This is a genomic window from Caballeronia sp. HLA56 (genome assembly GCF_054655155.1).
The window spans coordinates 141,427-162,125 of the sequence record NZ_BAAHOB010000006.1 but is presented as its reverse complement, the minus strand read 5'-3'; the positions used below and the strand labels follow the sequence as shown (position 1 = coordinate 162,125).

General features: G+C 58.3%; 21 protein-coding genes and 1 pseudogene. 6 read left to right on the top strand and 16 right to left on the bottom strand.

The genetic code is table 11. The features are described 5' to 3' along the window. Positions 1–242 precede the first annotated feature (242 nt). The 3 genes from ACYQ47_RS35175 (at position 243) to ACYQ47_RS35165 (ending at position 3,580) form a co-directional block, all read left to right on the top strand. Positions 243–2,213 (top strand): hypothetical protein, encoded by a 1,971-nt coding sequence (locus ACYQ47_RS35175; protein ID WP_459909660.1) that lies wholly within the window; start codon positions 243–245, stop codon positions 2,211–2,213. 324 nt (positions 2,214–2,537) lie between these two features. Next, positions 2,538–2,924: a response regulator gene (locus ACYQ47_RS35170; RefSeq protein WP_459909659.1), complete on the top strand. Its 387-nt coding sequence runs from the start codon at positions 2,538–2,540 to the stop codon at positions 2,922–2,924. A gap of 275 nt (positions 2,925–3,199) precedes the next feature. Next, complete coding sequence (locus ACYQ47_RS35165; protein ID WP_459909657.1) at positions 3,200–3,580, top strand: hypothetical protein; 381 nt, start codon at positions 3,200–3,202, stop codon at positions 3,578–3,580. 44 nt (positions 3,581–3,624) lie between these two features. Here ACYQ47_RS35165 and tnpC read toward each other — a convergent pair whose 3' ends face one another. The 10 genes from tnpC to ACYQ47_RS35115 form a co-directional block, all read right to left on the bottom strand. Next, on the bottom strand, positions 3,625–5,223 hold the full coding sequence (gene tnpC / locus ACYQ47_RS35160; RefSeq protein WP_459909655.1) for an IS66 family transposase: 1,599 nt from the start codon (positions 5,221–5,223) through the stop codon (positions 3,625–3,627). A 51-nt stretch (positions 5,224–5,274) separates the two neighbouring features. Continuing rightward, complete coding sequence (tnpB, locus tag ACYQ47_RS35155) at positions 5,275–5,622, bottom strand: IS66 family insertion sequence element accessory protein TnpB (protein ID WP_459909653.1); 348 nt, start codon at positions 5,620–5,622, stop codon at positions 5,275–5,277. Next, complete coding sequence (gene tnpA / locus ACYQ47_RS35150; protein ID WP_459909651.1) at positions 5,619–6,014, bottom strand: IS66-like element accessory protein TnpA; 396 nt, start codon at positions 6,012–6,014, stop codon at positions 5,619–5,621. Before tnpA ends, tnpB begins: the two co-directional genes overlap by 4 nt. An 88-nt stretch (positions 6,015–6,102) precedes the next feature. Beyond that, on the bottom strand, positions 6,103–6,474 hold the full coding sequence (locus ACYQ47_RS35145; protein WP_459909649.1) for a hypothetical protein: 372 nt from the start codon (positions 6,472–6,474) through the stop codon (positions 6,103–6,105). Between the two features lie 9 nt (positions 6,475–6,483). Continuing rightward, on the bottom strand, positions 6,484–7,356 hold the full coding sequence (locus ACYQ47_RS35140; protein WP_310390596.1) for a nucleotidyl transferase AbiEii/AbiGii toxin family protein: 873 nt from the start codon (positions 7,354–7,356) through the stop codon (positions 6,484–6,486). Further along, on the bottom strand, positions 7,344–8,426 hold the full coding sequence (locus ACYQ47_RS35135; protein WP_310390711.1) for a type IV toxin-antitoxin system AbiEi family antitoxin: 1,083 nt from the start codon (positions 8,424–8,426) through the stop codon (positions 7,344–7,346). Before ACYQ47_RS35135 ends, ACYQ47_RS35140 begins: the two co-directional genes overlap by 13 nt. Before the next feature lie 152 nt (positions 8,427–8,578). Continuing rightward, entirely contained in the window at positions 8,579–8,794 is a 216-nt protein-coding gene (locus ACYQ47_RS35130) for a hypothetical protein (RefSeq protein WP_310390595.1), read from the bottom strand. A gap of 224 nt (positions 8,795–9,018) precedes the next feature. Next, positions 9,019–9,771 carry a tyrosine-type recombinase/integrase gene (locus tag ACYQ47_RS35125; RefSeq protein ID WP_459909647.1) on the bottom strand — a complete coding sequence of 251 codons (753 nt, stop codon included), beginning with the start codon at positions 9,769–9,771 and terminating at the stop codon, positions 9,019–9,021. Positions 9,772–10,059: 288 nt separating this feature from the next. After that, the gene (locus ACYQ47_RS35120) at positions 10,060–10,965 is read right to left on the bottom strand and encodes a phage integrase family protein (protein ID WP_459909645.1); all 906 of its coding nucleotides are present in this window, start codon (positions 10,963–10,965) and stop codon (positions 10,060–10,062) included. Next, positions 10,958–11,656, bottom strand: a complete 699-nt coding sequence (locus ACYQ47_RS35115; protein WP_459909643.1) for a hypothetical protein — start codon at positions 11,654–11,656, stop codon at positions 10,958–10,960. Before ACYQ47_RS35115 ends, ACYQ47_RS35120 begins: the two co-directional genes overlap by 8 nt. 400 nt (positions 11,657–12,056) lie before the next feature. Here ACYQ47_RS35115 and ACYQ47_RS35110 point away from each other — a divergent pair, with 400 nt between their 5' ends. From ACYQ47_RS35110 to ACYQ47_RS35100, 3 genes are all read left to right on the top strand, one after another. Next, positions 12,057–12,449: a response regulator transcription factor gene (locus ACYQ47_RS35110; protein WP_459909641.1), complete on the top strand. Its 393-nt coding sequence runs from the start codon at positions 12,057–12,059 to the stop codon at positions 12,447–12,449. A 221-nt stretch (positions 12,450–12,670) separates the two neighbouring features. Beyond that, the gene (locus ACYQ47_RS35105) at positions 12,671–12,892 is read left to right on the top strand and encodes a hypothetical protein (RefSeq protein WP_459906398.1); all 222 of its coding nucleotides are present in this window, start codon (positions 12,671–12,673) and stop codon (positions 12,890–12,892) included. A gap of 724 nt (positions 12,893–13,616) precedes the next feature. Continuing rightward, positions 13,617–14,165 (top strand): DUF1003 domain-containing protein, encoded by a 549-nt coding sequence (locus ACYQ47_RS35100; protein ID WP_459909639.1) that lies wholly within the window; start codon positions 13,617–13,619, stop codon positions 14,163–14,165. An 11-nt stretch (positions 14,166–14,176) separates the two neighbouring features. On the opposite strand, the pseudogene ACYQ47_RS35095 reads toward ACYQ47_RS35100, so the two are convergent. From ACYQ47_RS35095 to ACYQ47_RS35070, 6 genes and pseudogenes are all read right to left on the bottom strand, one after another. Next, positions 14,177–14,829 (bottom strand): annotated as a pseudogene (locus ACYQ47_RS35095) (PDDEXK nuclease domain-containing protein). A gap of 649 nt (positions 14,830–15,478) precedes the next feature. Beyond that, positions 15,479–17,209, bottom strand: a complete 1,731-nt coding sequence (locus ACYQ47_RS35090) for a CocE/NonD family hydrolase (protein ID WP_459909637.1) — start codon at positions 17,207–17,209, stop codon at positions 15,479–15,481. 263 nt (positions 17,210–17,472) lie between these two features. Then, positions 17,473–17,820, bottom strand: a complete 348-nt coding sequence (locus ACYQ47_RS35085; protein ID WP_310390588.1) for a hypothetical protein — start codon at positions 17,818–17,820, stop codon at positions 17,473–17,475. Continuing rightward, on the bottom strand, positions 17,780–18,409 hold the full coding sequence (locus tag ACYQ47_RS35080) for an FAD-dependent oxidoreductase (protein ID WP_459909635.1): 630 nt from the start codon (positions 18,407–18,409) through the stop codon (positions 17,780–17,782). Before ACYQ47_RS35080 ends, ACYQ47_RS35085 begins: the two co-directional genes overlap by 41 nt. A gap of 479 nt (positions 18,410–18,888) precedes the next feature. Then, positions 18,889–20,235 carry an AAA family ATPase gene (locus ACYQ47_RS35075; protein ID WP_459909633.1) on the bottom strand — a complete coding sequence of 449 codons (1,347 nt, stop codon included), beginning with the start codon at positions 20,233–20,235 and terminating at the stop codon, positions 18,889–18,891. Beyond that, a complete protein-coding gene (locus ACYQ47_RS35070; RefSeq protein WP_459909631.1) occupies positions 20,232–20,696 on the bottom strand; it encodes a hypothetical protein in 465 nt (154 codons plus the stop codon). The genes ACYQ47_RS35075 and ACYQ47_RS35070 overlap by 4 nt, the downstream gene beginning before the upstream one ends. Between the last annotated feature and the right edge of the window lie 3 nt (positions 20,697–20,699).

Sequence of the window (20,699 nt, the reverse complement as noted above, 5' to 3'; positions counted from 1 at the left end):
ACCGACAACGTAAGAAGACGGTTCTGAAACTGGAAACGCGCATCGCGATGCGATCGCCTCATCAGCGCTGAATTCGACCTTCTCGGCGCGCGCCTGGCGCGCCGCCATCAACTCAACTCAGTTCGAACGCTCTGAAAATCGTGAAGCCAACGCTGATCAATATCGCCGCTCTCGCCGCCTTCTCCCTTAGCCTCGCTGCTTGCGGTGGTTCATCGGGACCGACGGCTTCCGGAAGTGTCTACATGGGACCGCTCGGCAACGCGAGCGTCGAAGTGCATCAACTAGCGGCGGACGGTACGGTTTCCGATACGCCCGTCGCGACCGCGACCACGGCCGCCGATGGTTCCTTCACGCTCAAGCGCGCGCTGCAATATCCGGTGCTGGTGCGCGTGACGGGCGGATCGTACGAAGAAGAAGCGACCGGCACGACCATGACGATGAGCGGCGAACTCGACGCTGTCTATGTCAACGCGCCATCTCAGATGGTGGTGTCGGCTTATTCGAACGCAATCGTCGCCGATGCGCGTGCGGCAGGCGGGCTGACCGCCGATAACATCGCCGCGGCAATGTCGCGCGTGAACGCCTTCGCTGGCGATATCGACGTGCAGCAGACCACGCCGACTTTCGTCGCAGCGGGAAATTCGACCGATACCACCGACGGCGCGAAGATGGCGCTCGCGCTCGGCGCGGAATCGCAAAGCCGCACGGCGCTGGCGGTATCGGTGGCAGACAGCACGCTGAATATCGTCGCGCAGGCCGCGAATGGCGACAATCTCGCGCAATGCAATGCGGGCGCGGGCAACGTCAACACGGACGGCACGCTCGATGCACCCGTCAGCGGTAATTGCGCGATTACCTCGGGCGCGGCGGATTATGTCAGCGGCAAGCGCAACAAGTCGGGCATCAAGACGCTCTCGAAGTTGAAGCAGGCGCTTCCCGGTCACGCCGCCAATGTGTCGGTGAGCAGCGCGGCATGCGCGGATCGCGAAAAGTTGCTGAACGAACTGGGCACGCTCTTGACCAATCGAAAGAACGAAGTGCAGGCGCAACTCGGCAACGGCGTGACCGTGGCGAACTGGAAGAGCTATGCGCACGGCGGCACGTGGGGACCGTTTGCAGCAAGCTATGGCGCGATCTCGACGACATCGTGCGGTGGCGATACAGGCGCATTCCAGCGTGAACTGTTGATGGCCGTCGAAAATTATTGGGTCGATCAGGGCATCAACTATTGCCATCACCACATTCCGGGCTGGTTGCCGCCGACATCGCCGGCGAAGTTCCGCAACTTCTCGACCGGCAGCACGTCGGGCGGCGGGACCTCGGGCATGACGTGCACGGCGAACCGCCGCGCAGATGGATCGCAGAGCAAGAGCGCATTGACTAGCAGCGACGATATCCAATGGCAAGGCGTCGACTGTTCGGACTTTACTTCGTGGGTCTACAACTTCGCGGGACTGACGCAAGCTACAACCAATCTCGAAACGGGCATCGGTTCGCAAGCATGCTCGACGGGCCCAGATCCGCTCGTGACATCGGGACAAGAAGAGCCCGGCGTATTGCTCGACATCAATCAGGGCAACGTTGCAAGTCTCGTCGATCATCTGAAGCCGGGCGATCTGCTGTACATCACGCAGAAAGCGACGGTCACGGCCAATGTGGGCACGGTCACGACAGCGAACGGCTACGATGTCTCGCACGTCATCACGTGGACGGGCAAACACTTCAACGAGCTCAAGACGAGCGATCCGGCGCACTTCGATCTCAGCACGCTTGGCAAACTCGGGTCGCGCCTGGGCGCGGATATCGCGTCGTATCTCAAGCGTTCGGATGGCACCACGATGCCGGTCAGCGAACTCGGCGAGACGGATGCGAAGAATCCGTGGATGATCATCGACAGCCACTTCGCGGGGCCGGCGTATCGTCCGTTTGTCATCAAGAACGAGTCGATGAATGCGGACTGGTATGCGGCAAGTCTTTCGCATGTGCGCCGTATTATCGATGCGGACAAGGTGCAGAACGACCCGGTGCTCGCGCCGTTGGTCATCAAGCGTCAGGACACGACGAGCAGCGCGACCGGTCCGGTGCTGACCTTCAGTTCGGACGCTGCGTGGACGAAGGGCGCTAGCGGTTACAAGCTCGTTTATCAGCGACCGACTGCGAAGTCGATTCCTTCGTGTTATCGCGTGGGGACGCCGCCGGATGTGTCGCAATAGTCTGCAGTTGTTTCGCAAACACGGAGCGCTTGCTCCGTGTTTGCATTAAACAGACGCGAAAAGTGCATATCGTCTTTAGAAATCTGTCGGTTATTTTCTCAGCAATCGCTTAATCCGACGCGCTCAGCCGCCTTCAACTCAAGGTCTCTCCACGACGCGCAACATCCTTTATTGCGCGCCCGTACACGCGAAAACTTCAATGCTTCGCACGCAAGCATAGCTTGGCCCTTACGGCACACTCGATCGCTCACTGGCATCATCCTTGCATAGTGGAAGCTTATTCCATCCCTTTCTCCTGGAGTGTCCGTCATGCAAATACTTGTCTTGGACGATGATCAGGAATTTGCCGACGGGTTAGCAACGCTCATGAATCAAACGGGCCACGAAGTATCCGTCACGTACGACTGCGCGTCTGCACGGTCGCGCGTAGAAGCAAATCAGTTTGATGTAATTCTTGCCGACGTCGAATTGCCCGATGGCGACGGACGCGAGGCGTGCGAAGGCCTGCGCATGAGTGGCTCGTCAAGCGATGCGTTCATGGTCGCGATGACCGGAAGAACCGATCTGCACGACGACGATTTCCCGGCGTTCGATGCATACATCCACAAGCCAGTCACGTTCGAACTGCTGGAGCAAGTGTTGGAAGAATGGCGTATCGCGGCCGGATTACCCAAGGGGCCGAATCAGACGAAAAATGTCATGCCGAGTTGATCGATAAACCGCTGTCAAACATAGTGACTCACTGGAGACCTTCATGTCTGATCCCACCACGCCGGATACCCAACCGACCACGCCCGATGCACCATCGCCCAACGCGCCGTCGGATGTTCCTGATATAGGCCAGCCTGAAGGCGAACCGGATAAGCAGTAGCTTTTTTGTAGCGGCCAAAGGGATGAGTTTCTCGATGGCCGCAGCTGCATCGTAAGCGTCCGACTGATGCCGTGGTTGACGTCGCTATACTGGCTTCTCACATATGGGGCAAGCCATGGATTTTGATGTCGAACTCGAGGTATCTGAACAGAACAAGCCGGCAGCGCAAGCGCTGGCTCAGGCGGCTCGCACAGCAACATTGGTCACAAGAAACCAGGTTGCCTCTGTCTATCTGAGGACGGATGATTCGGAACAGAAGAATTCGAAGCTCGAGATCGCTTTGAGCGCCTTTTTGCGCCAATTTACTCCCTGCCGGCTGTCGGTTCAGGAACTGGGGGCGACACTGCGTGTAGGGGCCTTCTTTCAGACTAAGGATTATGCGTTCGTGCCTGTCACGCTTTCTCGGACGCTTCTGGATATTCTCGACGACCTGCGGCTGTCGCTTTCTATTAACTACTACCCTTGCTCCGATGAAGTAGCGGCGGACGACTTGTGACTTAGTTTGTTCGCCTCGATGATCTGGACAGGTCAATGCGAACTTCAAACGCTGCTCGCGCCCAACTGATGAGCGACGACCCATGGCAACAACTCGTCAACGCGGTTGACGGGATGCTCGGCGATGCGAGCGATGACGTGGCGCATGTAGGCCTCGGGATCAAGGCCATTCAGTTTGGCGGTACCGACCAGGGTGTAGATTGCGGCCCCGCGTTCGCCGCCGCTGTCGGAACCGAAGTGCAGGAAGTTTTTCCTGCCGAGAGCGACGGCACGTAAAGCGCGTTCGGCTGCGTTGTTGTCGATTTCTACGGCACCGTCATCGACGTACAGCGTGAGCGCAGCCCATTGATTGAGCGCGTAGTTGATGGCTTTGGCGGTATCGCCTTCCTGCGAAACCGAACCCAATGTCGAGCGCAGCCAGATCTCGAACGCATCAAGTAGCGGACGCGCCTGTTCCTGCCTAACACGTCTTCGTTCGTCTGGTGGCTTGCCGCGAATCGCGGCTTCGATTGCGTACAGTTCGCCGATCCGGCGCAACGCTTCAGTGTTGACCTCGTTCCTGCGTGCGACGAACAGATCGTGGAATTTACGGCGCGCGTGCGCCATGCATGCAGCCTCGCGCAAATCACCACTTTCATAGACCGCGTTGTACCCCGCGAACGCGTCGGCCTGCAACGTCCCCCTGAAGTCCTTCAGATGGCCCTGTGGATATTCACCAGCCCTTGTGGGACTGTATGCGAACCAGACCGCCGGCGCCTCTTTCGAGCCGGCTGGCCGGTCATCCCGAACGTATGTCCAGAGACGTGCGGTACGGGTCTTGCCGTTCCCGGGCTCAAGCACAGGTACGGGCGTGTCATCCGCATGGATCTTCGAGGCGGCCATCACGTACCGGTGAACGACCTCTACCAGTGGCCGGAGCAACGCACTGCACTGGCCGACCCAGTCCGTGAGTGTCGAACGGCTGAGCTGCACGCCGTCGCGCGCGTAAATCACTGACTGTCGATACAGGGGGAGATGGTCACAGAATTTGGCGACCAGGACATGCGCGAGCAACCCCGGACCCGGCATGCCGCGATCGATTGGCCGGCTGGGTGCAGCCGCCTGCACGATGCAGTCGCAACAAGTACAGGCCTTCTTGAGTCGGCGGTGACGCATCACTCGCCAATGCCCCGGCACATAGTCGAGTTGCTCGGAGACGTCCTCGCCGAGGTCGCCAAGCGCACCGCCGCATTGCGGACAGCACGCGTCGTCGGGCTGATGAACAACGTCTTCGCGCGGCAGATGTTCCGGAAGTGGTTTGCGTCCCGTCGGCATGCCGGTTTCTGAGCGGGGCCTTGTCGGTGCCTCGACCGTCGCCGCGCCATCGTCGGCCTGCAGATCTTCGAGACGCAATTCGAGTTGCTCGATCTGGCGATCAATCTTTTCCGACTTGCGCCCAAACTGCATGCGCTGGAGTTTCGCGATCCACAGCTTCAGGTGCTCGATCTCGAGCGCCCGATCGGAGAGTGTCTTCCGGAGCGTCGTTACAGTGTCGCGCAGATCCGTGAGCTCACCTTCGTGCTCACGTAACGCTGCCTCACGCGCGATCAAGAGCGCCTTCAAGGCCTCGATGTCGTCCGGGAGGGAAGCATTGCTGGATGCCATGCAGGCAGTTTACGCGCGTGCATTGCGCTACGCGCGCGTTGTCACAACCGTTTACAAAGCGCTGCACGGGCGGGCTGCATCGACGGGCTGTCGCCAGTCAAAACCTTCGAGCAGAAGGCCGAGTTGAGCACTGGTCAGCGAAACGACACCGCCGTCAGCACGAGGCCAGGCAAAGCGCCCGCGCTCCAGTCGTTTGGCGAACAGGCATAGGCCACCGTCACGCCAGTACAGGCATTTGATGAGGTCGCCTCGTTTGCCTCTGAACACGAAGATGTGTCCGCAGAACGGATCCTTCGCCAGCACGGTCTGCACCTTCGCGGCCAATCCATCGAAGCCGCAGCGCATATCCGTAAATCCGGCGGCAACCCAGATGCGGGTGTTTGCATGCGGACCAATCATCGGCTCAGGCACTGTATCACCACGCGCAGCGTGTCGGGATCGACACTGCCTTCAACGTGTACGTCGCCTCGTGGCAACTGGATTCGGATCGTGCCGAGCGCCGGTGCCGAAGACTTAGATGCTGCCGGTTCCACCACGCCGCTGTCGCTGGGTTCATTCACGGTGACCGGCAGCAAGGCACATCCGCGCTCGACGGCGCCGAGCCGTCCTTCGAGATACTGCTTACGCCAGTCGAACACCTGATTCGCGTTTACTTCGTGACTGCGCGCAATCTCTGCCACCGAACGTCCACTGGATAGAGTCTCCTCGACAATCTGGCGCTTCTCGTCCGCTGTACGCCGCCGATACTTGCGGGCGCCTTTGACTTCGGTGAATTCGGTCACTGTGTCCATGATTTCCTTTATGGGCACAGTGACATATGTGCCCCTGGGAAGCATGGCTTCGCCTTCATTAGGCGTCTACACGGTCAGCGTCGGACGCTTACTCCAATAGCTCGTCAAACTTGCGAGCGTCTATGTAGAGACCCTCACAATTAAGCATGCGAGCTACGTCTCGGCGATAGCGCTTCGGGATCGACGGGTACGCACCATCGCTCCAGAGAATGTCTTGAATCTGGTTGCGAGTCGTTGCATTGGGCGGATGACGCGCGATCAGCTTGCGAGCAATCGTGGGCAGGTCGGCGTCTGTTACGTTGTCAAAGCTGGATGTAATGCGCTCGCGTTTTGATCCGTCTGCAGGCGGAGCAGGCAGCCCGATCTCCTCGCAAAGCGCCGGCAGCATGGGATGGGTTCCCGTGTCCTTCAACGCCGTGACAAGAGGCTCCAACAAACTGCGAAGTTGTATGTAGTCCATCGGGCGCGATCAGACTCGCAGCGCCATTGCTCGCAACAGAGCGTCAATCTGCCCAAACGCATCTTGTTGCCACTGTTCGGGCGTGCGATCACGCAACGCACGCGTGTCTTCGACAAAACGTTTCACGCAAGTGGGGCCATGCCCCTCGAACGAGTCAAACTTCTCCGCGATGTATTGGAAGCCGCGCTTGCCGCTGGCGTGTTCCAGTAGTGGGCGGCATTCCTCTGCAAGCGCGTCGATGCCATCGGGGTAATTTCTCACGCAATAGTAGATGTCGTAGGCATCCTTCTGTTTGTATCGACCCGCCAACGCATGACCCTTCATTGCCAATAGGGCCGGGATAGAGCAGACCGCTATCTCCACCCGGTTTGTGCCGCCGTTCGGCATCGATCCCGTCACTGCAACAAGCTGATAAAACCGTATCGCCAGATCTGCACCATCTGCCCGTTGCACAGCGAAGTCGCTGATCAGGGGAGGATCGTTCTTTACAATCTCTACATCGCGAGGCATCAGGAAGTCGACTACGACATCGATCGCATCCCCGTCATCCTGAGTGGGAACCTGACGAAGCAGTTGGAAACGTCGAAGTCCCTCACGTTGGGCATATCCATGGCTTTGCAAGGCACCCACTAAGGTTGCATACTCGCCGTCGCCGAGTGCTTCCGCGTCTAGCCCAACATCTACATCAAGCGTACCGACGTGAGGCATGTCTTCGTTCGCAAGGAGCAGCCAGGGGACCGCGCCACCAATAATGGCGAACTTGCCCTTGAAACTGCCCAGAATCTGGCCCATCTCGATTAGCACTGACTTTACTGCTGCCGTCGTGCGGTCGTCATATTCGGCGGCCGACTGTGGTTCGCGGGCTGGCGTTATTTTGGCCATTTCAGCCTTTCTTGGCGAAGATGCTCGGCCGCCTCCACACCGCGTTCGCCCGCAACGGAGAGGTCGAGATAGGTTTGAATCGGGCTTGTGCAGATCGCGCCGGGCGCGGGTTCTATCGTGTCGATCAGCAACCCCTCATCCTTCGGTACGAGAACTGAGACATTCTCACCTTTGGCGGCAGAGGTAAGCTTCAAGGCGTCTCGAAGCTTGTTTAGCCCATCTTTGTCCGCGATGAAGTACTGAGTACCGGTGCGGCCGTATGGTGCGATCCAATGTGCAGCGGAGAAGGAGGCGAACGCCGCCAGCCCAGGACCATCGTTCGCTCGCAGAACATTGCGAGCAGCGTTTTCGAATGCACCTCCATGCAACGGGGTGTAAAACGGAAGTCTCTCACCCTGAGGTGCTGTGTAACTGTTCCGCCACGCATCCAAGAGAGCGTCTTGCTTCGTAAGAATGAGGCCATCGTCCGAAGCACTGGCCCATTCTCGATTAATCAATCCGTTTCGGACGTTACTGACGTGTCCAAGACTTACTCCAGATGCTTCGGATAATTCGGTTACTTTCCATGCGCGGTCAGGCTCGCGTAGCATAGCCCGAAGCACTTGTGCAGATTTCGGTTTGAACAGTGACTTGAGCTCGCGTTGCTCGGTGACCGGCTTCTCATTCATCATACGTTCGATGAACACGCCATCGAAGGCAATGCGTGCGTTCCCCTCGAGATCAAGATAGCTGACCTCGTTCGCTTCACACATTTCTCGCACGGCAGGTGAGACGTACGGCGCGATGAAGATCGGCGTTGCCTCGGTTGCACGGTGCGCGATGTAATTCCGAAGTTCAGCCACTGCGGAGCGCGCATACCGCGGTTGTCCATTGGACTTCACTTCGCAAATGAGTAGATGCTCGTGGCCGCCGACGACAACCCAAGCAACCAAATCCGGCGTCCAGTCGGAGGATGGTTGATCGCCCTGGATATTCTTTACCCGGAGGATGGGGATTTTTTCAAGCACAGTCCTCAGGGCCGCGCTGGCCTGACTCTCGATTTCTTTCATTAAATTTGCCCTTTTCAACATTTGATGAAAGTAGCAGATTTTGTGAAATTCACCAAGCAATTTCACTGTTTTCACGTCTTTCAGCGAATGCCGAAAGCGGTTTAAACACTGAAATCGAAACCATGCATGCAGTCGAATACTACCGTTGTGAAGCGGCAGGGCCGATGAAGTAGTTAACGAGAAAACCGCCCCGTCGCGATCTTCCACGCCTTAACGTCGTCGTCTTCGATCCAGCTTGCGGCGAGCTCGCACGCCGCGCGTGCCGCCGCGGAGACCACGTCGCCGTCCTTGATCGTTACTTCGACGCTGCTATTGCTATCCTCGGCAGCCAGATCCCCTTCACGGGGAAGTGTGTAGGAGATGCCCGTTTCAACCAGCAGCTTGATCAAATCTTCTCTCGAGTTCAACGGAATTGATCGAGGTTCACGGCAACCACGCGATCCACATCGGAGAATGCGGCCAGGCCCGCGCGCAGATTTAACTCTTTATCAGTCACTGTTCTTTTCCTGTACGCCAGCGCAGACGAGCGCCGACAATCGCTGCGCACTGTATCAAAACACCGCGCCAAATGGGTGCAGAAGCTGAAGTCGATGAGCCCCAAAACGAATCACGCTCAGGTCGCGGCCTTGCGCGCGGCGACGCTCGCGTAATAGCGCGCCACTTCCTCGAGGACGCGCTGCTTTTCGGCTTGGACGTAGATGGTCGTGGTCTGCAGCGAAGCATGACCTAGCACTTTCTGCACGACATCGACGGGCACCTCATCTGCGACGGATTGTGTGCCGAACGTGTGCCTGAACGCATGCGCGTTGGCCTGCCCGAGCCGCATCCGGTCATCGAGATCGAGTGACACCATCGTCTCGACCAGTTGGTTTAACATGCGACCGATCAGCCGGTTCAGACCGTCCGCTGTATATCCAGCCTCATTCAACTGCGTCGGTCCGATTCCTTTCCCGGACCGATGTCGTAGCTTGGAAGCTTCAGTCCACGGAATGATGACCGGCGCAATCAAGGGGCCGGTTGGGGCACCATTTGAGTCGCGGCCGTCGAACAGTTTCCCTCGGTCCGCCCAATGCGCACGAAGGACATCAAGTGTCGCCGTGCTGACCGGCACGGTTCGTTCTTGTTGCCGCTTGCCGACAATCGTCAATTCCCAAACCGGACGATCGACGGTTCTATATAACGACGATCGCAAGTTTTGACGAAGGGCGATGGCGACTTCCTCGCGACGCAGACCCGAGTCGCCCATCATCAGAATCGCGGCGCGGGCCGCGCGCCATTGCATCGCGCTGGCCTCCGCCGAGCGCACATCGAGCTCGTTGCGCAGCTTTCGCCACAACGCCGCCGGCAACGCGCGCTCGATCTTCATCGCACTCACCCGTTTGACTACCACCAGATCATTGACCGCCTTCCACGGGTTACCGGCGAGATAGCGGACATCGACCCATCAGGTGAACGCCGCACGCAATGCACGCACCGCATACCGTTGAGACTCGGCAGACAACGACGCCGATCCATCGGCGCCGGCGGCGAACGGCCGCCACCGTGGTGAGTGCCGCACGAACCGCTCCCCCACAAAACGCAGATCGGGATTTTTCAGAAAATCCTTGTAGGCCTCGCAATCGTCGACCTTCAGATCGCTCAGCGCCTTGCCGCGCTACACCACCGCCCACAACAGGAAACGCTCAAGTTCCTTGGTGTACGCACGTAGGGTTTTCGGCTGATCGCGGTAGCGATTCAGATACGCACGCACCGCATCGAGGTCATGATTCGCCTGGATGTAGCATAACGCGCTCGAGCGGTTTTCGCCGTCAGCGCCGGACAATGCATGCGGCACCGACAGGCGTTCGAGCGGCGCGAGCCTCAGACGCGGTAACGATCCGAGCGGTCCGCGATCGGCGTAATACTCGGGGACCACTTCAACAAGTTCGTCCGCCACCAATGGCACACCATCGCGCTCTTCCGAATCGACGTCGATCTCGACGGTCAGCTGAAGCTTCGCCTGGTGTTTGCGTAACCAGCTCACGATCGCACGCGCGCGCCCGCGCCCGATGCGCGGAATCGAGCGCCACCAGATCGGTCCCCGCCAGTTGCAGAACGCGACCAGTTCGCCGAGTGTGGCGATGCCCTCCCCTTTCAGTCGGCGCGCGATGCGCGGACGCAGCCACGCACCGATCGGGTGATCCGCGTGCGGGGCGGCCGCTGCGAGTTGCGCGGCTTCGGTCACCATGCGGAAGGTCACGGCGGTGAGCAACGGGCGACCATGCTGTTTGATCGACGCGCGCAGGTGCGTGGCGAGCGCCGACGAGGCGTGCGCGAGCGCGAGCTGGACCAGCGAATCGAGCATCGCGTTCAGGTGCCGCTCCATCGCCGCCGGGGTCGTCGCATGCGCGTCTTCATCCGGGTCGTAGTAGGTACGCGCAATGATCGCCGGCGCAATGCGCTGCACGAACGCGCGCAGCGCAGTGAAATCCTTGGTCGTGAAGCCTCGCTCGATGGCAACAGAGCCGACCGGGGCGACCGGCGAGCCGGACATTTTCGACGTCGACTTGCGTTCAGCCACGACCGCCCTCCTCGCTTGCTGAGTTGTTACCTTCGTCGTCGTCACCGTCGTTGTGGCCACCTTTCTTGCGGTGATGCTCGTCGGCGCCGCGACCCTGGTCCTCGACATCGCTCACCGGCGGCACAAGATCCGCCTCCGGCGGCCGCACGCGTACGCCGAGCCCAGCGAGCACCGCATGTGTCTGGGCGAGAAACACCTCGGGCCAGGTCGCACAGAGAAACTCGAACGCTACGCGCGCGTCGCGCACCGCTTCTGCGAGTCGCGCGTTTTCTGCCGCGTAGGCGGTGACATCGAAGTCAGTGACCGGGCGTGCGCCATACATCACGCGCTGCACGAACTTAACGGCGCCATAGTCGGCGATGAAGTCGATTACCGGAACAAAGCGGGCGTCTCTATATAGAGCTGTCCCGTAGGTCTCGGCGAGCGTGATAACCACCGCCAGTTCCATGCGCGTGGGGTTGATCGGCAGTGACGGCACGGCGTCGCCATGCGCCGTGAGCCACGCCGCGGCCGCGGTTCGCTTCAGCGTGATCGACGCGTCGATCTTCAGCACGACACGCGCGACCTCGGGCGTGGGGGCTTCATCGGGCCAAAGATCATTTTGATCGCGCGGATCGCCCGACCGTCGCGGCCATCCGCCTTCGCTGAAATCGCCCGGATCACCGAAATCACCCGCAAAGTCTTGTGCCACGGGGCTGGGCCCTCTCACGCATTTTGAATAGGGGCAATTTTACCTCTGAAACGCTATCCCGATAATATACAATTATCAAGCTTGATAATTCGATCGTTATAATCTATTCGGCTCACTGAAAGTCACGACAACGGTAGGATCGCGCAGAACCCACAGAACACAAGGCTGATCAACCGTGTCTCGAGCGACGCGATTATTTAATGTACGGCATGAAATGAAAAACTCCAAAGGCGGCGCCTGGATCGCCCTACTTGCTCACGGCACGACGACTTGCAATGCTTCTTCGTAATCAGCCGTATAACGCCACCTAGCTGTCGAAGCAGATCGTCACATTTCTGGGCCATTCGGTACAGGGCTTGCTCGAACCCCTATCGAGTCTAACCACGAAGTCGGCCTTGCTATGTCACAACTCACATCCTCACGTACCCGGCCGGTCACGGTATTACTTATTGACGACGATCCAGACATCGTGCAAATCTGGGCACTCGTGCTTTCGTTTGAAGGGATGGTAGTCATCACTGCTCAAAACGGTAGTGATGGGTTAGCGAAAGCCCTGCAAGGAGGAGCCGACGTCATTGTCTGCGACTACATGATGCCTGGCATGGACGGACTAGCAGTATGCCGTGCGTTGCGGTCCGACGAACGAACCCATGGCCTGCCGATGATTCTTTGCTCAGCCGCAAGGGGCATTCAAGCCGAAGGCTTAGCCAACGTTGTTTTAGAAAAACCCCTTTCAGTTGAAACGTTAGTCGAGCATATCCGATCGCTTTCGCGCCGTCCGTCGAGTCATTAAAATTTTCATCGAGGTTCGACGCGCTGCAGAAAGCAACGCGCGCTCGAGCATATGTCTGTCTCTAATTGCCGCCATTAATCAGGGTTATGCAAGGCCTATGCCCTAATTAGAGGGCCGATCTCTGCCGTGCTCCTCGAATTGCGCCGCAACGATCCCAGTAAGCTTCATGCAAGAGGCGACTTCGCCCGTGGTCGGCTTGACTGGATTGCAACTGGACAACGATGATGACACCCTTCACATCCAATTCTTGGCCGAGCCCCAAGAGGCGAGTTGAGAACATTTCGCTGAACTATGACCGTTTGGCCGCCGATCCGGTCCTGAAACGGCAGCAGGAGTTTGAGGAACGGATGCATGTCTACGACGTTCTGATCGTCATCGGGCTTGTGACGGCCGCAATGGGCTTGCCGACGGTGTTTTTTATGTTGTACTTTTTGAAAGCGTAAGAGGCATTCATTCTCCGACGGCATGCTTTCTTCTTGTCGAACATGGACGGTGCGAGGTTGCGATCCCTCGTGCAGTCAAAACGCGGGAAGGGGTGCCGAAAAAAAGGGCCCGCCACCGAGGGCGAGCCAAACTACTGAGAGACAGCAGCCGAGGCGCTGCATCCTCCCATCAACGGCACCAACATTGCAAACTTGAGCGGCTCGTTTTCACAAGTCTCAACGGGTCGGCTTCAACCTGAACGAGACGCCGATAAACAACCGCGTCGTCGACAACTCGTCTTGCAAAGGTTGAACAGATTTCGTTGCGGGGTAGCCGCGCATGCAGTCAGGCGAAGTTCGAAGGTTCATTGCGTTGACGCCCGCGATGACGGCGCCCCACGACAAGCATGGTAGTGCATCGCCTGTTGTACGCATTTTCGTGATTGCCTCCTGATGTTGCAACTTGTCTAAGCCTAGGAGGATCGCAAGCGTCCTGCCGTACTTTAGAACGGCGGGCATTCGGAATGCGGTAGACCAAGTAACAGAGGCAGCCAAGAGCAACCGAAGCTTTCGACCTGCCTTCGCGAGAGCAATCGCGATCTCGCATCGCCGATGAACGGCCGCATGTAGCTCATGGGCGTTCTTCAGTGTCGATGCCAGGGAGGCGGTGTCCCGTCCTTCGCGTCATGTGTGAAGGTAAAAGTTTTCCTTCGACATGGCCACATCCATGGAGAATGTAGCTTTCATGACAACCGATCCCCGGGCCGACGACAGCACCGTCACGAGCATTTCTGAAGCGATCCACGAAAATCTGGAGAAGGTGTCACAGTTTGCTCAGCGCGAGGATGCGAAGCGCACCGTGCTACAAAGAATGATTGAGCGAGTTAGCTTGTTCTTTGGTGAACCACGATTTTTACTGACTTTTCTATGTGCAAGCGTGGCATGGATTATAACCGACATCTTTTTGCATCACCTGGGCTATCGCTACTTCGACGAACCGCCGTTTTCTCTATTGCAAGGCGTTATTACTTTCATAGGCGTCCTAATCACGATGGCGGTGCTCATTCGGCAAAATCGCTTAGCGCGTGTCGAGGAAGATCGCGCCCATCTCGAACTCCAGATTAACCTGCTGGCCGAGCAGAAAACCACCAAAATCATCATGTTGCTTGAGGAGCTTCGACGCGATCTTCCCCACGTACCTGACCGGCATGACCAACATGCGGAAACTCTGCAGGCGGCGACCAACCCAGATGCCGTTCTCGAAGCAATTGAGCAACGGAAGGAGCAACGCTAATAACGACGCTTTCACCGGTCGAGTACCGCGTCCCATCGCAATAAAGGTTCAATCGAGCAGACCCGACATGCCTTGGTCGAAACGTATCGCAAGATCAAGCCCACAGGGGTTTTAGCCCGGCTTGACCCAATGTTCCCGCGCGGAAACCAGATAAAGATGCATCTGTTCCGCATCGGTGTAATTGAAGCGGCCAACTTCAGGGTCGATGACGACAAGGCATCAGGCGCCGGTAAAAGAAGACGAGGTCGACGCGAAACCAAGTGTCGTCGATTTGGAGTCGCCGCTGCCTTCCCACGGGGGCGAAATCGTCGCTGAGCTCGAGTAGAAAGTTAATAAGTCGTTGGATCAGCGCCGCCTTCTGATCCGACTCATAACATTCGTCCTTCAGATCAAGGAGCTCCAGCACGAACTGGTCGCGGATCGCTTCTCCTGGCGTGAGCGTTTCGCTTGGTTCTATGGCGTTGGGTTTGATCAGGAGCGGAACTTTGCGCGACAGGGCAAGCCGCTCTTAGAGTTGGGTATTAATCTGCCGATCGAGCTGCCGCACTAACCAGCCTTCGCGCAGCGCGTCAGTCTCGTAGGCGAAATATTCGAGAAGTGCCGCTTGCATGACAGGCCTCTTCACGATCTGGCCCGTTTCGGGGTCGACTCAGTGAAGCGGCATTACGCTTTTTGCGGTGTCCACACGCACGATCGTATGCGTGACACAAATGTCGACCCTGTCTCATCGGTACGGAGTCGTGCACCTCGAATCCTTGGCGCGGATAGCGCGACCGGCTTGACCGCTTGGGACTTGCTGAAATGAGCGATGTTTGGGTGAAAGCTAAACAGCACCCTTGACGTCAGGCCACATAAGGTCACAATTCGATGGAATCTTAAGATGTAGCGCGGGCCACAATCCGTCACCTTTCTGGGCCCCGCTGAAGCGTGGACCATACGAACCAAAGCTCTCCCACGATGGGGCGAGGCTAAAACCGGCGTTGATTGACGGGATTGCCGGGAAGCGCGTTCCCCTTGCGGCTACTGTCCGGCCGTCAGGACCGCCAATATTCACTTGAATTTGTCGGATTCGGCCAAGTCTGAACCGCCGCACAGACGAAGCGTGGACCGCAAATATACTGAAATATTTAACTTAATCCGAGGGTTAACTTAGCGCTAGACTTCCTTGTTTCAGCTCGCTCAAGGTTTAAAATTTCTGGCGTCGCTTCCAACGTCAGAAATAGTATGACGGTCCGCTCACGACGCTCAACGGCCCTTGGGTTGCGGCAGCAACATGCGCGGCGAACGGACGGACTGATCGTTATCCAGGAGATTCAACCGCGCAAACGAGCGGCATCGCACTTCGCCGTCGTCGCGCTGACGAGCCTCATTCCGATCAGCAGTCGAGCGTCGAATGCCCCGCCCGCTTGAAGGACGCATACCGCCTTCGGGCTGGGTTCGTAGAAAGAAGGAAACTGGCCACGAAGCGGATCGCGCGGAAAATGCCATTTGCCTCGTATGTCGAGGCGAAGCACATCGCCTTTCAGAAAGCGCGTTGCATGCGGCTGCAACGCGACCTCGACTGGAATGATCTCGCCTGCACGCAGCGGCTCGGCGAAACAATGCGTATGAACCGGCTGTACAGAGGTGGAAAGCCGTTCATCGAGTTCACGATGCGCGGCGCGTTGCCATCCCTTGGAGACCATGTCGCCTGAAAAGCCGAATGAGCCTTCGAACTGCATCTGCACGCCATCGCGAAACTTGCGCACGCCCGCAAAAACGAAAACGTCGTCGGCGCCCAGCACTTCAAGATGCAAACGCAGCGCCATAGGTCCGATCACGTCGATATCGTCCGGCACTGTCCAGACGAACTGCGCTGCCCCTCGTCGCGTGTCGAACGATACGGATGTCGCCTGAGCCCGCGGCGCTTCTTCGATCAGCGTTCCGCAGCCGGGATCGAGTGAAAGCGTACGCCACTGGAGATCGCCGGGCGGCCAGTTATGCTCACCGACAACGGCGACCGGTTCCGGCCCGTTATCGTGGATCGCCAGACGAACTGCGGGCTCGCTGTCCCACCCGTTGTCGATGCCCTTGAGCGTGTGATCGAAGAAACGCAGCCGCGCCGCGGAAGCCTCCTTGCCATAGAAAGCGCACCACTTGCCGTCACGATGCGTGTAGAGCGATTTGAGAGCCGAGCCGCCGCGCCGGAAAACCTCGAACGAGCCTTGCGTGTGCAGCGAGTGGTCCGAGAAGCTGCCGCATACCAGGATCGGAACCTCGATGCGCTCAAGGTCAGGAACCGTGGATTCGTACCATTCGTCCCGTTCTGGACGATTGACGATCTCTTCCCGAAATCGGGTGCTAGTCGCGACTCCGCCTCGTTTGAGCCCCTTGTCCCAGACGATCGTGAAGCCGTCCTCGCGAATGCCGCCGGGACGTGCAAAGTCGCGATACAGATCGCTAAACCCCTCCCACGGACAAATGGCCGCAAGATGCGGCGGGCGCAGCGCTGCCACTTTGTATTCGCTGATCGCAAGGTAAGACACGCCGTTGAGCGCCACGCGCCCGGAACACCACGCTTGCGTGCCGGCCCACTCAATCACGTCGTAATAGTCGCGGGCTTCCTGATCGGAGAACAGTTCGCCGATACCTTCGGCGGTGCCTCCGCCGCGCAGGTCGACGTTCACCACCGCGTATCCTTGCGGCACCCAGAAGCCGGGATCTGGCGCTTCCCAGCTCGTCCACTCGGAGATCGCAATAGAATGGGGCTGCGGAAAGAGTCGATATTGCAGGTCGACGGCCCGGCCGCTTCGACTATGCGCGGCAATCATGTCCTTGCCGTACGGATGAGCCGACATGATCACCGGCGCAGGATCGCCGCTCGACGGGCGAAACACATTGACGCGCAGCGTCGTTCCGTCACGAACCTTTACCGGAACATCCCAATCCGCGTGAATACCGCTGGGTATCGCGTATAAGTGAACCTGAGGGCGAAAAGCGTTCCTTATCCGACGATACGCCAAGGTCAGCGGTCCAATACTCTGTCGTGCCGTATGCGCAGTCATCTTGCTCGCCGTTTCTTTGGTGTTAGAGCATTGTAATAGTCGAAAACGATCGAACATCGAGAACTAACGCCGAACATGAATGGCGGCCTCGTACTGCCCGCACGAAATGCCGCGCTTGTCGCTGCCATGCTCGCAGTCCATCGGCAAGCGCTGCGGCACGAGCAGTGGCTCACCGCTCAGAGTCCGCCTACGCGGCCACAAGCCTCACTTCACCGCACGCTCGGGAAGCTTCTCCAGCAGCGGCCCCAGACCCTCCGCCACGGTCAGATGGGAAACACGGGATCCCGAAGTTGCGGATACGGGATGCCTGCGACCATCGCCGTTTGCATCGCCGCCAGTACTTCGCCCGCTTCCGAGCCGATCATCGTGAAGCCGAGTAGGCGGTCATCATCCGCGCCGACGAGCACCTTCATGAAATCCTGCGTTTCGTCGGTCGCTTCCGTGCGCAAGACGTTGCGCATCGGTGGCATTGCAACACGCACGGCGATCCCCGCGCGCAGTGCATCCGTTTCGTTGAGGCCGACGCGCGCGAGTGGCGGATCGGTGAACAACGTGTACGCAATCAGCCGATCACCCGTGCTGCGATGTCCGCCCGCCATGTTGTTGCGCACGATGCGGAAATCGTCGACGGAGACATGCGTGTACTGCGGGCTCCCTGCGACCTCGCCGATTGCCCAGACATTGTCCGCCGATGTCGGCAAGCGATCGTTCACGGGATAATACCGCGCTCGTCAAGTTGCACGCCGTCCCGTTCAAAACGGATATCGGCCGTGTTGGAGAACGTCCCGCGGCAACCGGAATGTCGCTGCCCGCAACGATCTGCTCGCCCGAAGGTGTCCGCACGACGACGCGCATCTGCGTTCCCAAGCGACCTTCGACGCGGATCGTCTGCGCGTCGAGTACGACGTCGATATCTACCGCCCGAAGGATGCGCAGCATCTCGTCGCCGACGTCCGCGTCCTCGCGCGCCATCAATCGCGCACCGCGCTCGACGGTAGTCACGCGGCTCCCGAAACGCCGGTACGCCCGCGCCATCTCCACGCCGATATAGCCGCCGCCGAGCACGATCAGATGCTCCGGCGCGCGGTCGAGATCCAGCGCGCCGATGTGCGTCATCGGCTGGGAGGCCCGCAAACCCGGCACGGCCGGAATCGCGGCATGCGTGCCGACGTTCACCACCAACTGTTTGCCCGCGAGCATGCTCGTGCCGCGGCGTTGAGTCGAACTTCGACGGTCTTCGGCCCGGCAAAGCGCCCGACGCCCATGGCATGACCGCTTCGTTCCGGCGTATTTGCCTGGGCGGGTTGTAGTCCGCACATCGACGTTGACGGGCGGCGTGCAGGGCGAGGCGCTGAATCATTCGAATGATCTCGTCGCGCTGATGCGAGCGGAGTCGATCACTGACGGAATATCTCGAGACCGCCCGCGCAACCGGCGAATGTCAGCCGCCGCCAGGGAAGCTACCTTGGCCGTTGTAGGCAGATAATGCATTTTCCGACAGGAGCTGCCTTGCAGGGCCGCGCATCGTCGCCACCAGACACCTCTTTGATCGGTTCATATACGACTGATCTCTGGACAGAGCCGACGCCTGGATGTCCCAGCAAAGAAGCGAGCGAATGACTCTTCGTGGCCGGCTTGAGCCAACGGCAGCAAAACGCGCTAGTTTTTCTATTTGAGCTTTACTGGACCGGCCGTTCCGTGAACTCCTTAATCCAAGCAATCATCACGTCAACATCCTTCTCTAACACATCAACATCCGGACATTCGGCGGGAAGCTCGGTGGATTGCGAATGCTCGAAGACCGAATAGCGTGTCATTAGGTCGTCAATCAAGGCGCAGTCATCGGCTTTAATCTTCGCCAGCTTACCGATTTTGTTTTGCGTTGTGATACTACGTCGAAACCGAATCAACACATCGTTGAGGAGTATCGTCTCAACGCACTTCTCGACGAGGATTCGGACGTCGCTGCATATGCCCTTTACCTTCTCATCATACCCAGCAACATCCGCTTCATCGTGCAGCTTCCGAAGTTGCTTCAATGACTCGTTGCGAATGCGGTTCAGTGCTTTGTCTGGTTTGGCATCCCTGATATTGATGTCGGCAATCAGTCCGACTGTCTTCCCTAAGCGGCGAAGCGATAGCGAATTTAGTTCAATCGGTGTCGGCTGCTTTGCAAGGAAGGCCTTGTCCTGAATTTTTTTCACCAACGACTCGACCTGAGCGACCAACGACAATCGGTGAGTGAACATAATGACCTGACGCTCATGGGATAGGTCGACAAGCCGTTTAACCACATGCTCTTCGAAGTCCTGGTCGAGCGAAGAAATCGGGTCGTCGAAAACGAATGGTGTAGGTTGACCCGACCCGGAAATATCGGCTAAGAATGCCGCCATCGCGATGATTCGTCGTTCACCCTCACTCAAGACCGACTCCGCCCTAACGCCGTCGCCCGTATCTTTTAGCGTGAGCGAGAACGTCACCTTGCCTTTGCCCTGCTGCTTACTTCTTGGTTCGATGGGAATTCGTGAACCGTTGAGAGCCTTCAACTCTCGCTCGAAGCGTTCTTGGTACCCACCTCGCAGCTCCTGTTCCGCTAGCTCGGTGTTCTTCTTAGTCAACGCGGTCGTCGATGTCAGCGAGATGCTCTTTTGGAGTATCGCGAGCGTGTCCAAGCGCTTGACCTCAACTCTAACGGCCTCCTGCTCCCTATTCAACCATTGACAGGCAACGAGTTCACTCACACGGGCCGCGAGCTCCTTTCGATTTCCGTCCTGCAGAAGCGCTTGCAGTGTCTTCTGCTCGGCGAGCAGTGCATCGGTCACCACTATCATTGGCAATTCGACGACCGACCAATCCACAGCAGTGACCGCGTCAATTGTCAATGCGATGTCTGCCGCGCTTCGCCGTTTTGATAGTTGGGTGAGCCAGTCGGTCGCTGCTTGGTGCTCCAACTTGATGGGTGCCGTGGTAACTACCCAGGTCTTCGCCTCGGGCAAGTTTGGCAAAGACTGCTCAAGCTTTTTCAACGCACGCTCTGCTTCCTGCGCGTCCTTTCGAGCTCGCCCTTAACAAAGCGCTCGAAATGGGAGAGGCGGTCCTTGGCGTCGTCTCCTAGCTCTTGCTGACAGAGGACACATCTCGCGCCTGGTTCCGTGTTCGGGAATTCGGACTCTTTGTAAGCATACGAAACGGAGAATTCTCGCGCCTTCTCCCACAGGTCGTGCCAAGACTCCTGGCCAATCCCATCGACCGGCGAACCGGCGAATACCTTGGCTGCGTCTTCGCCAGCAGCTTTCCGTTTTTGCAGCGCGGCTGCTCGCGCGCCAGCCAGCTCGGTCAGCTTTTCGTCGCTCAAGGCCGTCTTCCAAGATTGAACCAACGCTTTTACGATGTCGAGCGCCGCAATCTCGCGACCGATAACTTTGAGTCTGCCCGGAACATCCTTCTCTGCAAGCGACGCTTCTCCCGCAATACGCTCATTGTTCATCTC